The 14,450-nt window shown below is 60.4% G+C and carries 15 protein-coding genes and 1 tRNA gene; 14 read left to right on the top strand and 2 right to left on the bottom strand.

Annotated features, from left to right (window positions below; all coding sequences use genetic code 11):
- Window positions 1-98: 98 nt before the first annotated feature.
- Window positions 99-183: transfer RNA gene (locus BOP93_RS22110), tRNA-Leu, on the bottom strand.
- Between the two features lie 108 nt (window positions 184-291).
- Here BOP93_RS22110 and queA point away from each other — a divergent pair.
- From queA to BOP93_RS22080, 6 genes are all read left to right on the top strand, one after another.
- Window positions 292-1,341, top strand: a complete 1,050-nt coding sequence (gene queA, locus BOP93_RS22105; protein ID WP_104504654.1) for a tRNA preQ1(34) S-adenosylmethionine ribosyltransferase-isomerase QueA — start codon at window positions 292-294, stop codon at window positions 1,339-1,341.
- A gap of 5 nt (window positions 1,342-1,346) precedes the next feature.
- Window positions 1,347-2,462 carry a tRNA guanosine(34) transglycosylase Tgt gene (gene tgt / locus BOP93_RS22100; protein ID WP_162303237.1) on the top strand — a complete coding sequence of 372 codons (1,116 nt, stop codon included), beginning with the start codon at window positions 1,347-1,349 and terminating at the stop codon, window positions 2,460-2,462.
- 43 nt (window positions 2,463-2,505) lie between these two features.
- Entirely contained in the window at window positions 2,506-2,844 is a 339-nt protein-coding gene (gene yajC / locus BOP93_RS22095; protein ID WP_003175975.1) for a preprotein translocase subunit YajC, read from the top strand.
- A 62-nt stretch (window positions 2,845-2,906) separates the two neighbouring features.
- On the top strand, window positions 2,907-4,778 hold the full coding sequence (gene secD, locus BOP93_RS22090; protein WP_104504653.1) for a protein translocase subunit SecD: 1,872 nt from the start codon (window positions 2,907-2,909) through the stop codon (window positions 4,776-4,778).
- A 9-nt stretch (window positions 4,779-4,787) separates the two neighbouring features.
- Window positions 4,788-5,702 carry a protein translocase subunit SecF gene (secF, locus tag BOP93_RS22085; protein ID WP_065892375.1) on the top strand — a complete coding sequence of 305 codons (915 nt, stop codon included), beginning with the start codon at window positions 4,788-4,790 and terminating at the stop codon, window positions 5,700-5,702.
- A 123-nt stretch (window positions 5,703-5,825) separates the two neighbouring features.
- Window positions 5,826-6,368, top strand: a complete 543-nt coding sequence (locus BOP93_RS22080; RefSeq protein WP_005791197.1) for a glycine zipper 2TM domain-containing protein — start codon at window positions 5,826-5,828, stop codon at window positions 6,366-6,368.
- A gap of 222 nt (window positions 6,369-6,590) precedes the next feature.
- Here BOP93_RS22080 and suhB read toward each other — a convergent pair whose 3' ends face one another.
- Window positions 6,591-7,406, bottom strand: coding sequence for a type III secretion system regulator SuhB (gene suhB, locus BOP93_RS22075; RefSeq protein WP_003175971.1), 816 nt, complete (start codon window positions 7,404-7,406; stop codon window positions 6,591-6,593).
- Between the two features lie 145 nt (window positions 7,407-7,551).
- On the opposite strand from suhB, the gene trmJ reads away from it, so the two are divergent.
- From trmJ to hscA, 8 genes are all read left to right on the top strand, one after another.
- Window positions 7,552-8,322, top strand: a complete 771-nt coding sequence (trmJ, locus tag BOP93_RS22070; RefSeq protein ID WP_065887476.1) for a tRNA (cytosine(32)/uridine(32)-2'-O)-methyltransferase TrmJ — start codon at window positions 7,552-7,554, stop codon at window positions 8,320-8,322.
- Between the two features lie 2 nt (window positions 8,323-8,324).
- On the top strand, window positions 8,325-9,107 hold the full coding sequence (cysE, locus tag BOP93_RS22065; protein WP_065892373.1) for a serine O-acetyltransferase: 783 nt from the start codon (window positions 8,325-8,327) through the stop codon (window positions 9,105-9,107).
- 300 nt (window positions 9,108-9,407) lie between these two features.
- Window positions 9,408-9,899 (top strand): Fe-S cluster assembly transcriptional regulator IscR, encoded by a 492-nt coding sequence (iscR, locus tag BOP93_RS22055; protein WP_003194020.1) that lies wholly within the window; start codon window positions 9,408-9,410, stop codon window positions 9,897-9,899.
- A gap of 50 nt (window positions 9,900-9,949) precedes the next feature.
- The gene (locus BOP93_RS22050) at window positions 9,950-11,164 is read left to right on the top strand and encodes an IscS subfamily cysteine desulfurase (protein ID WP_065887478.1); all 1,215 of its coding nucleotides are present in this window, start codon (window positions 9,950-9,952) and stop codon (window positions 11,162-11,164) included.
- A gap of 99 nt (window positions 11,165-11,263) precedes the next feature.
- On the top strand, window positions 11,264-11,650 hold the full coding sequence (gene iscU, locus BOP93_RS22045; protein WP_003175965.1) for a Fe-S cluster assembly scaffold IscU: 387 nt from the start codon (window positions 11,264-11,266) through the stop codon (window positions 11,648-11,650).
- A 28-nt stretch (window positions 11,651-11,678) separates the two neighbouring features.
- Window positions 11,679-12,002 carry an iron-sulfur cluster assembly protein IscA gene (gene iscA / locus BOP93_RS22040; protein ID WP_003175963.1) on the top strand — a complete coding sequence of 108 codons (324 nt, stop codon included), beginning with the start codon at window positions 11,679-11,681 and terminating at the stop codon, window positions 12,000-12,002.
- 8 nt (window positions 12,003-12,010) lie between these two features.
- Window positions 12,011-12,532, top strand: a complete 522-nt coding sequence (gene hscB, locus BOP93_RS22035; RefSeq protein WP_065892372.1) for a co-chaperone HscB — start codon at window positions 12,011-12,013, stop codon at window positions 12,530-12,532.
- Window positions 12,533-12,585: 53 nt separating this feature from the next.
- On the top strand, window positions 12,586-14,448 hold the full coding sequence (hscA, locus tag BOP93_RS22030; protein WP_104504651.1) for a Fe-S protein assembly chaperone HscA: 1,863 nt from the start codon (window positions 12,586-12,588) through the stop codon (window positions 14,446-14,448).
- Window positions 14,449-14,450: the final 2 nt, after the last annotated feature.

Genomic DNA, 14,450 nt, shown 5'->3' with positions numbered 1-14,450 from the left:
GGGATGCAGAGGTAGAAAGCCAGACACAAAAAAACCGGCTCAAGTGGCCGGTTTCTCTGGGTCCGAGAGTCTGGTAGAGACTTTCAGATACTGCTATATGGTGCCCCGAGGGAGAATCGAACTCCCACTTCTTTCGAAAACGGATTTTGAATCCGCCGCGTCTACCAATTCCGCCATCAGGGCTCAATGGCGGCGAAGTATAGAGAGGTGATTACCGTTGGTCAATCACGTTTCATGGTCAATTTTGACTATTTCCGCTAGACTTCCCGGCCCTGCTAGACGAACCCCATCATGCGCGTTGCTGACTTTACTTTTGAGCTCCCTGATTCGCTGATCGCTCGCCATCCGTTGGCTGAGCGTCGCGCCAGTCGACTGCTGACCCTGGACGGGCCGAGCGGTGCCCTCGCACACCGTCAATTCACTGATTTGCTTGAGCATTTGCGCCCAGGCGATTTGATGGTGTTCAACAATACCCGGGTGATTCCGGCGCGGCTGTTTGGCCAGAAAGCTTCCGGCGGCAAGCTGGAAGTTCTGGTGGAGCGGGTGCTGGACAGCCATCGTGTGCTGGCCCATGTGCGCTCCAGCAAGTCGCCGAAACCGGGGTCGAGCATCCTCATAGATGGCGGTGGCGAGGCCGAGATGGTCGCGCGCCATGATGCGTTGTTCGAGCTCAGGTTTGCCGAAGAGGTGTTGCCGCTTTTGGAGCGCGTCGGCCATATGCCGTTGCCTCCTTATATAGACCGCCCCGACGAAGACGCGGACCGCGAGCGTTATCAAACGGTTTACTCCCAGCGCCTCGGTGCTGTTGCCGCGCCGACGGCCGGGTTGCATTTTGACCAGCCGCTGCTGGATGCGATTGCCGCCAAGGGCGTCGAAAGCGCCTATGTGACCCTGCACGTGGGGGCCGGGACGTTTCAGCCGGTGCGTGTGGATAACATTGAAGACCACCATATGCACAGCGAGTGGCTGGAAGTCAGCCAGGACGTCGTGGACGCGGTCAACGCGTGCAAGGCGCGCGGCGGGCGGGTGGTGGCGGTGGGCACTACCAGCGTGCGCTCGCTGGAGAGCGCGGCGCGTGATGGCGTGCTCAAGCCGTTCAGTGGCGACACCGATATCTTTATTTTCCCGGGCCGGCCGTTCCATGTGGTCGATTGCCTGGTCACCAATTTCCATTTGCCGGAATCCACGCTGTTGATGCTGGTGTCGGCCTTTGCCGGTTACCCGGAAACCATGGCCGCTTATCAAGCCGCCATCGCCAACGAGTACCGTTTTTTCAGCTACGGTGATGCGATGTTCATCACCCGTAACCCGGCGCCGCGCGGCCCTGAGGACAACTTATGAGTCGTATGTCGTTTGAACTGCTGGCCACCGACGGCAAAGCCCGTCGTGGTCGCCTGACTTTCCCGCGCGGCACCGTGGAGACCCCGGCGTTCATGCCGGTTGGCACCTACGGCACCGTCAAGGGCATGCTGCCCCGTGACATCGTCGCCACCGGCGCCGAGATCATCCTCGGCAACACTTTCCACCTGTGGCTGCGCCCGGGCACGGAAGTGATCAAGAAGCACGGCGACCTGCATGACTTCATGAAGTGGCAGGGTCCGATCCTCACCGACTCCGGTGGTTTCCAGGTGTTCAGCCTGGGCGCCATGCGCAAGATCAAGGAGGAGGGCGTGACCTTCGCCTCGCCGGTGGACGGTTCCAAGGTGTTCATGGGCCCGGAAGAGTCGATGCAGGTGCAGCGCGACCTGGGCTCGGACATCGTGATGATTTTTGACGAATGCACGCCGTACCCGGCTGACGAAGACGTTGCGCGCATCTCCATGGAGCTGTCGCTGCGTTGGGCCCAGCGTTCGAAGAATGCCCACGGTGACAATACCGCGGCGCTGTTCGGCATTGTGCAGGGCGGCATGCATGAAAGCCTGCGCAAACGCTCGCTGGAAGGCCTCGACAAGATCGGCTTCGACGGCCTGGCCATCGGCGGTCTGTCGGTGGGCGAGCCCAAGCACGAGATGATCAAGGTGCTCGATTACCTGCCGGGCCTGATGCCCGCAGAAAAACCTCGTTACCTTATGGGCGTTGGCAAACCGGAAGATCTCGTAGAGGGTGTGCGCCGCGGTGTGGACATGTTCGATTGCGTGATGCCAACCCGTAATGCCCGCAATGGGCATCTGTTCATTGATACAGGCGTGCTGAAGATCCGTAACGCGTTCCATCGCCATGATGATTCGCCGCTCGATCCGACCTGCGATTGCTACACCTGCCAGAACTTCTCCCGTGCTTATCTGCACCATCTGGACAAGTGCGGGGAAATGCTGGGTAGCATGTTGAATACCATCCACAATTTGCGTCACTACCAAGTCCTGATGGCTGGTTTGCGCGAGGCTATTCAACAGGGTACATTGGCCGCCTTCGTCGATGCCTTCTATGCCAAGCGCGGGCTCCCTGTGCCGCCCTTGGACTGAGTTTCCCGACCCTAAGATTCACTATTTGCAACTGGAGTGCTAAATGAGCTTTTTTATCTCTAACGCCATGGCTGACGCCGCCGCGCCTGCTGCTGCCGGCCCGATGGGCGGTGGTTTCGAGTGGATTTTCCTGGTCGGCTTCCTGGTCATCTTCTACCTGATGATCTGGCGTCCACAGGCCAAGCGCGCCAAAGAGCAGAAAAACCTGCTCGGCAGCCTGCAGAAAGGCGACGAAGTCGTGACCACTGGCGGTATCGCCGGCAAGATCACCAAGGTTTCCGATGCTTTCGTGGTACTGGAAGTCTCCGACACCGTAGAAATGAAGTTCCAGAAGGGCGCCATCGCCGCCACGCTGCCAAAAGGCACGCTCAAAGCGATCTGAGTAACAACCTTTACCAATCGACGGGGCGCGCAAGGCGCCCCGCGTTATAAGCGGGCGGCGTGATGCTGAACAAATACCCTCTGTGGAAATACGTACTGATCCTGGCGGTGCTGGCGATCGGTTTTATTTATTCCGCTCCCAATCTCTATCCTGATGACCCGGCGATCCAGATCTCTGGCGCCAGCACTTCGCTGCAGGTCAATCAGGCTGATCTGGAACGCGCGAGCAAAGCGCTGACTGACGCGGGCATCCAGGTTAAAGCGGCAACCTTGGCAGCTGGTTCCAAAGGCGGCTTGTTGCGCCTGACCAAGCAAGAAGACCAATTGCCGGCCAAGGATGTTGTACGCAAGGTCATGGGTGACGACTATGTTGTCGCGCTCAACCTGGCACAGACCACGCCACAATGGCTGCGCAGCATTGGCGCGCACCCGATGAAGCTGGGTCTGGACTTGTCCGGTGGTGTGCACTTCCTGCTGGAAGTCGACATGGACAAAGCCCTCGACGCACGCCTGAAAGTGTATGAAGGCGATGTGAAGAGCCTGCTGCGCAAAGAAAAACTGCGTTATCGCAGCCTGCCGCAGCTCAACGGCGCGATCCAGCTGGGCTTCGCTGACGAAGCTTCCCGCGAACAGGCCCGTGCACTGATCCGCAAGAACTTCAACGACTTTGACATCGTACCGGCCGACCTCAATGGTCAGGCGGTGCTGCGTCTGGCGATGAGCCCGGCCAAGATCGCGGAAATCCGCGAATACTCCATCAAGCAGAACTTGACCACGGTACGTAACCGCGTCAACGAGCTGGGTGTGGCCGAGCCGATCGTGCAGCGTCAGGGCGCCAACCGCATCGTGGTTGAACTGCCGGGCGTGCAGGACACCGCTGAAGCCAAGCGTATCCTGGGTAAAACCGCCAACCTGGAGTTCCGCCTCGCGGCTGAGCCGGGTGCTACCCGTGCGACTTCCGAAGAGTTTGAGTTCCGTGAAGGCAACCGTCCTCCAGCGTTGATCGAGCGTGGCTTGATCATCACCGGTGACCAGGTGACCGATGCCAAGGCCGGTTTCGACTCGCAGCACGGCTCACCTGAAGTGAACATCCGCCTGGATGGCCACGGCGGCGAGCTGATGAGCCGCGCCACGCGCAGCAACGTCGGTCGCAGCATGGCGGTAATCTTCATCGAGCAGCGTCCTGTTACCACCTACACCAAGCAGATGGTCAACGGCGTCGAGAAAGACGTGCCGGTACAGACCTTCAAGGAAGAGAAGAAGATCATCAGCCTGGCGACCATCCAGTCGCCGCTGGGTGCGCAATTCCGCATCACTGGCTTGAACGGCCAGGGTGAATCCTCGGAGCTGGCCCTGCTGCTGCGTGCCGGTGGCCTGGCGGCGCCGATGTACTTCGCTGAAGAGCGCACCATCGGCCCGAGCCTGGGTGCCGACAACATCACCAAGGGTGTCGATGCGGCGCTGTGGGGCATGTTGTTCGTCTCGCTGTTCATCATCGCCATCTACCGCTTCTTCGGCATCATTGCCACCGTGGCCCTGGCGGGCAACATGGTGATGCTGCTGGCGCTGATGTCGCTGCTGGGCGCCACGCTGACCCTGCCGGGTATCGCCGGTATCGTCCTCACCATGGGTATGGCGGTGGACGCCAACGTGCTGATCTTCTCGCGAATCCGTGAAGAGATCGCGGCGGGCATGACCGTACAACGTGCAATCAACGAAGGCTTCGGCCGGGCATTTACCGCGATTCTCGACTCCAACCTGACCACTCTGCTGGTCGGCGGGATTCTCTTTGCCATGGGCACAGGCCCGGTCAAAGGTTTTGCGGTGACCATGTCCCTGGGTATCTTTACCTCGATGTTCACGGCCATCATGGTGACCCGCGCAATGGTCAACCTGATCTTTGGCGGGCGTGACTTCAAGAAGTTGTGGATTTAAGGGGCTGCCATGTTACGTACAATCAACTTCATGGGCGTTCGCAACGTTGCGTTCGGCGTCACCGTGCTCCTTACCGTTCTGGCGTTGTTCAGCTGGTTCCATAAGGGCCTGAACTACGGTCTGGACTTTACCGGCGGTACGCTCATCGAGCTGACCTACGAGAAGCCGGCCGACGTCACCCTGGTGCGCGATGAGCTGGTCAAGGCCGGCTATCACGAGGCGGTGGTGCAGAGCTTCGGCGCCACTACCGACCTGCTGGTGCGCATGCCTGGCGAAGACCCGCAACTGGGTCACCAGGTTGCCGAGGCCTTGCAGAAGGTCGGCGGCGACAACCCGGCCTCGGTCAAGCGCGTAGAGTTCGTCGGCCCGCAGGTGGGTGAAGAACTGCGCGACCAGGGTGGCCTCGGCATGCTGATGGCGCTGGTCGGCATCATGATCTACCTGGCCTTCCGCTTTCAGTGGAAGTTCGGGGTTGGCGCCATCGTGTCGCTGATCCATGACGTGATCGTGACCGTGGGTATCCTGGCGTACTTCCAGATCACCTTCGACCTGACCGTATTGGCCGCCGTGCTGGCGATCATTGGTTACTCGCTCAACGACACCATCGTGGTATTCGACCGGGTTCGCGAGAACTTCCGTGTACTGCGCAAGGCCACGTTGATCGAGAACATCAACATCTCCACCACCCAGACCCTGCTGCGGACCATGGCGACGTCGATCTCCACCTTGCTGGCGATCGCGGCACTGATGATCTTCGGTGGCGACAACCTGTGGGGCTTCTCCCTGGCACTGTTCATCGGTGTTCTGGCCGGTACCTATTCGTCGATCTACATCGCCAACGTGGTACTGATCTGGCTGAACCTCAACAGCGAAGACCTGATCCCTCCGGCCAGCACTGGCAAGGAGGTCGACGACCGTCCTTGATGGGCGTTTGTTGATCGGCGGTACAAAGAAAGGCACGAGATTGAACTCGTGCCTTTTTTTTTGCTCCAAGGCTGGGTATAGCGCGGATCTTTCGGTCCGCTTGTGATGGTCAGGAGGTTCAACGTGAACAAGTCGTTGCTGGTTGGTGCGGTATTGGGTGCTGTCGGTGTGACTGCCGGGGGCGCTGTTGCCACCTACAGCCTGGTAAAAAGCGGCCCTGAGTATGCGCAAGTGCTGGCGGTACAGCCGGTAAAAACCCAGATTAAAACCCCGCGTGAGGTCTGCAAGGATGTCACCGTGACCCGGCAGCGTCCGGTGCAGGATCAGCATCAAATCGCCGGTACCGTCGTAGGCGCCCTGGCAGGCGGCCTGCTCGGCAACCAGATTGGTGGTGGTAACGGCAAGAAGCTGGCAACGGTCGCCGGTGCGGTCGGTGGCGGTTACGCGGGTAACAAGGTTCAGGAAGGTATGCAGAACCGCGATACCTACACCACTACCCAGACTCGCTGTAACACCGTGAATGACATCAGCGACAAGGTTGTGGGCTATGACGTGCGTTACAACCTGGATGGCAAGGAAGGTACTGTGCGTATGGAGCGTGATCCAGGCGGCCAGATTCCGGTGGACAAGGAAGGGCGGCTGATCCTGGGTCAGAACCAGCAGTAATCCAGGGCCTGGCGCAGATTCAAAAAACTGTGCAGTTCAAAATGTGGGAGGGGGCTTGCCCTCGATAGCGGTGGGTCAGTTACAGATTGTTTAACTGATGTACCGCAATCGGGGGCAAGCCCCCTCCCACATTTGATCTGTATTGCTGCTGATAGATGGGCTTGACTCAAATCCCAGGCATAAAAAAAGCACCCCTCGGGGTGCTTTTTTGTGCGCGCTCGCTTAACGCTTCAGCGAAGCCGGCAGGTGCGGCTGGATCGCCGTCAGCACTGCCTTGAAGCATTTGGTGTTGCCGGCAACCACGTGGCCTTTCTCCAGAAAGTCGTGGCCGCCGGTGAAGTCGCTCACCAGGCCGCCTGCTTCCTGGATCAGCAGGGCGCCCGCAGCCATGTCCCACTCGGACAGGCCCGACTCCCAGAACGCATCAAAACGACCGGCGGCCACGTAGGCCAGGTCCAGGCTCGCTGCGCCAGCGCGACGGATGCCGGCAGTCTGGCCAACCAGGGCGCGGAACATGCCCAGGTAGTTTTCCAGGTTGTCCATCTGGTCGTCACGGAACGGGAAACCGGTGCCCAGCAGGGCGCCGTCCAGGCTGGTGCGACCGCTGACACGCAGGCGGCGACCATTGAGCTGGGCGCCACGGCCACGGCTGGCGGTGAATTCTTCCTGGCGGACCGGGTCCAGCACCACGGCGTGTTCCAGGCGGCCACGGTATTTGCACGCAATGCTTACGGCAAAGTGCGGGATGCCGCGCAGGAAGTTGGTGGTGCCATCCAGTGGGTCGATGATCCACAGGTAGTCTTCGCCTTCGCCGCTGCCTTTGTGCAGGCCGGTTTCTTCGCCGAGGATGCCGTGGGTAGGGTAGGCCTTGCGCAGGGCATCGATGATTTTCTGTTCGGCGGCGCGATCCACCTCGGACACATAATCCTTGGCGTCTTTTTCGTCGACCTTGATGGTATCCAGGCGCTCGATGGAGCGGAAGATCAATTCACTGGCGCTGCGGGCGGCGCGCAGCGCGATATTCAGCATGGGCTGCATGGATAGGTCACCTAAGGTTGTTAAAGAAAGCCGGGCAGTTTAGCAGAAACTTTCTTCAGGTGAAGGGCGACGTTAGCTTTCGTGGCATAACCCTAAGCGCTTCTGTAAGATTTGCTCCCCTTTCCCGTGTCCGAGAGCGCCTCCCTTGCTGCAAAACATTCGTGTCGTTTTGGTCAATACCAGTCATCCCGGCAACATCGGTGGGGTGGCGCGAGCCATGAAAAACATGGGGCTGACGCGGCTGGTGCTGGTCGAGCCACGTGTGTTTCCGCACCATGAGGCCGATGCCCGCGCATCCGGCGCCAATGACATCCTGGAAAACGCCCAGGTTGTCGCCACCCTGGAAGACGCCTTGGTCGGCTGCAACCTGGTGCTCGGCACCAGCGCCCGCGACCGCCGCATTCCCTGGCCATTGCTGGACCCGCGTGAGTGCGGTACCAAAGTGGTGGAAGAGGCGGCCGGTGGCGCAGAAATCGCCCTGGTGTTTGGTCGTGAAGACTCCGGCCTGACCAATGAAGAGCTGCAGCGATGTCATTACCACGTGCACATTCCATCAGACCCTGAGTTCAGTTCGCTGAACCTGGGGGCGGCGGTGCAGGTGCTGACGTACGAAGTGCGCATGGCCTGGTTGGCGGCTGAGGGCCAGCCGAGCAAGATGGAGAAGGATGAAGTGGCGTCGACCAAAAGTGGCGAGCTGGCCACGATGGACGAGCTGGAGCGATTCTATGAGCACCTGGAGCAAACCCTGGTGGCCATCGAGTTTCTCGATCCTGAAAAACCACGACACTTGATGGCGCGCCTGCGCCGCCTTTACGGGCGAAGCTCGGTCAGTCGGGCGGAAATGAATATATTGCGTGGCATCCTCACGGAAACCCAGAAAGCGGCCCGTGGCGAGCTCCTTAAGCGGAAGGATTAAAGATGTTCGAGCGTTTGCGAGAAGATATCCAGAGTGTTTTCCACCGTGACCCGGCGGCGCGCAACGCCTTTGAAGTGCTGACCTGCTACCCCGGCATGCACGCGATCTGGCTTCACCGCCTGTCCGGCGCCTTGTGGGGCATGGGTTGGAAATGGCTGGCGCGGCTGGTGTCGAACTTCGGGCGCTGGCTGACCGGGATCGAAATTCACCCCGGCGCCAAGGTCGGCCGTCGCTTCTTCATCGACCATGGCATGGGCATCGTGATTGGCGAGACCGCCGAGATTGGCGATGACGTGACGCTCTATCAGGGGGTCACCCTGGGCGGGACCACCTGGAATAAAGGCAAGCGCCACCCGACGCTGGGCGACGGTGTGGTGGTGGGCGCGGGTGCCAAGGTGCTTGGCCCGTTCACGGTCGGCGCCGGCGCAAAGGTGGGCTCCAATGCCGTGGTCACCAAGGCCGTGCCGCCCGGTGCGACGGTGGTGGGTATTCCGGGCCGGATCATCGTCAAACCGGAAGTCGGTGACGAGCAGGAGGCCAAGCGCAAGGCCATGGCCGAGAAGATCGGCTTTGATGCCTATGGCGTCAGCGAAGACATGCCTGACCCGGTGGCGCGTGCCATTGGCCAGTTGCTCGACCACCTACAAGCGGTGGATGGCAAGCTGGAGGGCATGTGTGGCGCCCTGAAGGACTTGGGCAGCCCTTACTGTGCGAAGGATCTGCCTGAGCTGCGCGAAGAGGATTTCGCCGAGATCAAGGACGAAACCGCCACCAAGGCAAGCTGATATCTCGAAATCACCAGAGATCCCCTGTGGGAGGGGGCTTGCCCCCGATAGCGGTAGGTCAGTTGCCCTATGTGCTGGCTGATCCACCGCCATCGGGGGCAAGCCCCCTCCCACATTTGACCTTCATTGTGTCTGGCGTCGCAGGTTATCCGGTGACGCTGTTCGTCCCCACCCCAGCCTGCTATGATTCGCGCGCCCTTTTTACGGGTAATCCTGACTAAAGTACTAGGTCTTATAGTTGACTTAAATACTCGGGAATCGCATACTTGCTCCCATTCTGAAACACCTTGGTACTTGTCCATGAGACTGACTACAAAAGGCCGATACGCGGTGACTGCCATGCTCGACCTGGCTTTGCACGCGCAAACTGGGCCGGTGTCCCTGGCCGATATCTCCGAGCGCCAAGGCATTTCCCTGTCCTACCTCGAGCAGCTGTTCGCCAAATTGCGCCGCAGCAATCTGGTTTCCAGTGTGAGGGGCCCGGGTGGCGGCTATCAATTGTCCCGCGATATGCAGGGCATCCAGGTAGCCCAGGTGATCGACGCGGTCAACGAATCCGTTGACGCGACCAAATGCCAGGGCCTGGGTGATTGCCATGCCGGTGACACCTGCCTCACGCACCACTTGTGGTGTGACTTGAGCCTGCAGATCCATGAGTTTTTGAGTGGTATCAGCTTGGCTGATCTTGTGACTCGCCGTGAGGTGCAAGAAGTAGCCCAGCGTCAGGACCAGCGCCGTTGCAACACCAAGGCGCCGCGTCTGGACAAGATCGAAGCGTCCGCCGTCGAGTGACAGCCGCAGAGCTAACGGCGCGCCAGCCAGCCTGATTTAGGAGAAAGTCCATGAAATTGCCGATTTACCTTGATTACTCAGCGACCACCCCGGTTGATCCGCGTGTCGCGCAAAAGATGAGCGAATGCCTGCTGGTTGACGGAAACTTCGGCAACCCGGCCTCCCGTTCCCACGTATTCGGCTGGAAAGCCGAGGAAGCGGTCGAGAACGCTCGTCGCCAGGTCGCCGACCTGGTTGGCGCCGACCCGCGCGAAATCGTCTGGACCTCCGGTGCCACCGAGTCCGACAACCTGGCGATCAAGGGCGCGGCGCATTTCTACGCGACCAAGGGCAAGCACCTGATCACCACCAAGATTGAGCACAAGGCTGTCCTGGACACCATGCGCCAACTGGAGCGTGAAGGTTTTGAGGTTACCTACCTCGAGCCCACCACCGACGGTATCGTCACCCCGGCCATGATCGAAGCCGCGCTGCGTGACGACACCATCCTGGTTTCCGTGATCCACGTGAACAACGAAATCGGCACCATCAACGACATCGAAGCGATTGGCGAGCTGACCCGTTCCAAGGGCATCCTGCTGCACGTCGACGCCGCTCAGTCCACCGGCAAGGTCGAGATCGACCTGTCCAAGCTGAAAGTCGACCTGATGTCGTTCTCCGCCCACAAGACCTACGGCCCCAAAGGCATCGGCGCCCTGTACGTAAGCCGCAAGCCGCGCGTACGTATCGAAGCCACCATGCACGGCGGCGGTCACGAGCGCGGCATGCGTTCGGGCACCCTGGCGACCCACCAGATCGTCGGCATGGGCGAAGCCTTCCGCGTAGCCAAGGAAGACATGGCTGCCGAAAACGTGCGCATCAAGGCCTTGAGTGACCGCTTCTACAAGCAGGTCGAGAACCTTGAAGAGCTGTACATCAACGGCAGCATGACCGCCCGTGTACCGCACAACCTGAATTTGAGCTTCAACTACGTCGAAGGCGAGTCGCTGATCATGGCGCTCAAGGACCTGGCGGTTTCGTCCGGTTCGGCCTGCACCTCGGCGTCCCTTGAGCCTTCGTACGTATTGCGTGCCCTGGGCCGCAACGACGAACTGGCACACAGCTCGATCCGCTTTACCTTCGGCCGCTTCACCACTGAAGAGCAAGTCGACTACGCCGCGCAGAAAGTCTGCGAAGCCGTCAACAAGCTGCGCGTTCTGTCGCCGCTGTGGGATATGTACAAAGACGGTGTCGACATTTCCAAGATCGAGTGGGCGGCACACTAACTATAGAAGCCGCCACCCCAGCTCTGTAGCAACGTGGCGGAAAACGCAGGCGTTTCTACAGGGTTCCAGAGCGGCCCTGATGAGTGAGGATTCAGTACCATGGCTTACAGCGAAAAGGTCATCGACCACTACGAAAACCCGCGCAACGTCGGCAAGATGAACGCGGAAGATCCTGATGTCGGCACTGGCATGGTCGGCGCTCCAGCGTGCGGCGATGTGATGCGCCTGCAGATCAAGGTCAACGACGCTGGCGTTATCGAAGACGCCAAGTTCAAGACCTACGGCTGCGGTTCGGCCATCGCCTCCAGCTCCCTGGCGACCGAATGGATGAAAGGCAAGACCCTGGATGAGGCTGTCACCATCAGCAACACCCAGTTGGCCGAAGAACTGGCCCTGCCGCCGGTGAAAATTCACTGCTCGGTACTCGCCGAGGACGCCATCAAGGCGGCCGTTCGCGACTACAAGCAGAAGAAAGGCTTGATCTAAGTATTTGGCGACGAGTAAGGAGTCAACGATGGCTATCAGCATGACAGAAGCGGCTGCGCAGCACATTCGCCGCTCCCTGAATGGGCGCGGTAAAGGTGAGGGGATTCGTCTGGGTGTTCGCACCACGGGCTGTTCCGGCCTTGCCTACGTGCTGGAGTTTGTCGACGAGGTGGTTGCGGAAGACCAGGTGTTCGAAAGTCACGGCGAGAAAGTGATCATCGACCCGAAAAGCCTGACCTACCTGGACGGCACCGAGCTCGATTTCGTCAAGGAAGGGTTGAACGAAGGCTTCAAGTTCAACAACCCCAACGTACGCGGTGAATGTGGCTGCGGCGAAAGCTTCAACATCTGAGGCTTCTTGTGGGTACTCCTTGTCATTTCGCTTTATTCGAGCTGCAGCCGAGCTTTCGGCTGGATCTTGAGCAGCTTGCCACGCGCTATCGAGAATTGGCGCGTGGCGTGCATCCGGACCGCTTCGCTGACGCTTCCGAGCGTGAGCAACGCCTGGCGCTGGAGCAATCGGCCAGCCTCAACGAAGCCTATCAGACGCTCAAAAGCCCCCCGAAACGCGCCCGTTATCTTCTGGCGATGAAGGGCGGCGAGTTGCCGATGGAAGTCACCGTGCATGACCCGGACTTCCTGATGCAGCAAATGCAATGGCGCGAAGAACTCGAAGACTTGCAGGACGAAGCCGATGTGGCTGGCGTCGCGGTCTTCAAGCGTCGTCTGAAGGCGGCCCAGGATGAGCTCAACGAAAGCTTCGCAGCCTGTTGGGATGATGCTGCGCAACGCGAACAGGCCGAACGCCTGATGCGGCGCATGCAGTTTCTCGACAAGCTCACCTACGAAGTGCGCCAGCTAGAAGAGCGCCTCGACGATTAACCCAGTGTGCTGCCCGTGATGCACGCCTGATAGACAGATAAGACCTGATTACCATGGCTCTACTGCAAATCGCCGAACCCGGCCAAAGCCCTCAACCGCACCAGCGTCGCCTGGCGGTCGGGATTGACCTGGGCACCACCAATTCCCTGGTTGCTGCCGTGCGCAGCGGCCTGTCCGAGCCGCTGCCTGACGCCAACGGCCAGGTGATTCTGCCGTCCGCCGTGCGCTATCACGCCGACCGCATCGAAGTTGGCGAGTCAGCCAAGCTGGCGGCGTCGACCGATCCGTTGAATACCGTGCTGTCGGTCAAGCGCTTGATGGGTCGTGGTCTGTCCGACGTCAAGCAACTGGGCGACCAGCTGCCGTACCGCTTTGTCGGTGGCGAATCCCATATGCCGTTCATCGACACCGTCCAGGGCCCGAAAAGCCCGGTGGAAGTGTCGGCCGATATCCTCAAGGTGCTGCGTCAGCGTGCGGAAACCACCTTGGGCGGCGAACTGGTCGGCGCGGTGATCACGGTTCCGGCGTATTTCGACGACGCGCAGCGCCAAGCCACTAAGGATGCGGCAAAGCTCGCCGGCCTGAACGTGCTGCGTTTGCTTAATGAGCCGACCGCTGCCGCCGTGGCTTACGGCCTGGACCAGCACGCCGAAGGCCTGGTCGCCATTTATGACCTGGGCGGCGGCACCTTTGATATTTCGATCCTGCGCCTGACCGGCGGCGTGTTCGAAGTGCTGGCCACCGGTGGCGACAGCGCCCTGGGTGGCGATGACTTCGACCATGCCATCGCGGGCTGGATCATCAGCAGTGCCGGCTTGTCGGCCGATCTGGACCCAGGCGCTCAGCGCAACCTGCTGCAAGCCGCCTGCGCTGCCAAGGAAGCGCTGACGGACGCTGCTGCTGTAGAAGTTCCCTACGGTAGCTGGTCGGCCCAACTCACGCGCGAAGCCTTCGATGCATTGATCGAGCCAATGGTCGCCCGCAGCCTGAAAGCCTGCCGCCGCGCCGTGCGAGACTCCGGCATCGAGCTGGAAGACGTTGGCGCCGTGGTCATGGTTGGCGGCTCCACCCGCGTTCCACGCGTGCGTGACGCCGTCGCCGAAGCCTTTGGCCGCCAGCCGCTGACCGAAATCGACCCGGACCAGGTCGTCGCCATTGGCGCAGCGATCCAGGCCGATACCCTGGCCGGCAACAAACGCGATGGCGGCGAACTACTGCTGCTCGATGTGATTCCGTTGTCCCTGGGCCTGGAAACCATGGGCGGCCTGATGGAGAAGGTGATTCCGCGCAACACCACCATTCCCGTCGCCCGCGCCCAGGACTTCACCACCTACAAAGACGGCCAGACGGCCATGATGATCCATGTGCTGCAAGGCGAGCGCGAGCTGATCAGCGACTGCCGCTCCCTCGCGCGCTTTGAACTGCGCGGTATCCCGGCCATGGTGGCGGGTGCGGCGAAGATTCGTGTGACCTTCCAGGTCGACGCCGACGGCCTGCTCAGCGTGGCTGCGCGCGAACTGGCCTCCGGCGTCGAAGCCAGCATCCAGGTCAAGCCGTCCTACGGCCTCACCGACGGCGAAATCGCCAAGATGCTCAAGGACTCGTTCCAATATGCCGGCGATGACAAGGTCGCCCGCGTACTGCGTGAGCAGCAAGTCGACGCCCAGCGCCTGCTCGAAGCAGTGCAGGGCGCCCTGGATGCCGATGGCGAGCGCTTGCTGGACGCCGAGGAACGCATGGTCATCGACCTGCAGATGCAGGAACTGGCTGAATTGATGAAAGGCACCGATGGTTACGCCATCGAGCAGCAGACCAAGCGCCTGTCGCAAGTGACCGATGCCTTTGCCGCCCGCCGTATGGACCAGTCGGTAAAAGCCGCCCTGGCGGGGCGCAACCTGAATGAACTTGAGGATTAACT

It is taken from the genome of Pseudomonas orientalis (assembly GCF_002934065.1).
Lineage (GTDB): Bacteria > Pseudomonadota > Gammaproteobacteria > Pseudomonadales > Pseudomonadaceae > Aquipseudomonas > Aquipseudomonas orientalis_A.
Note: the sequence above shows the minus strand (reverse complement) of the source record. Positions and strands in the feature narration are given on the sequence as shown.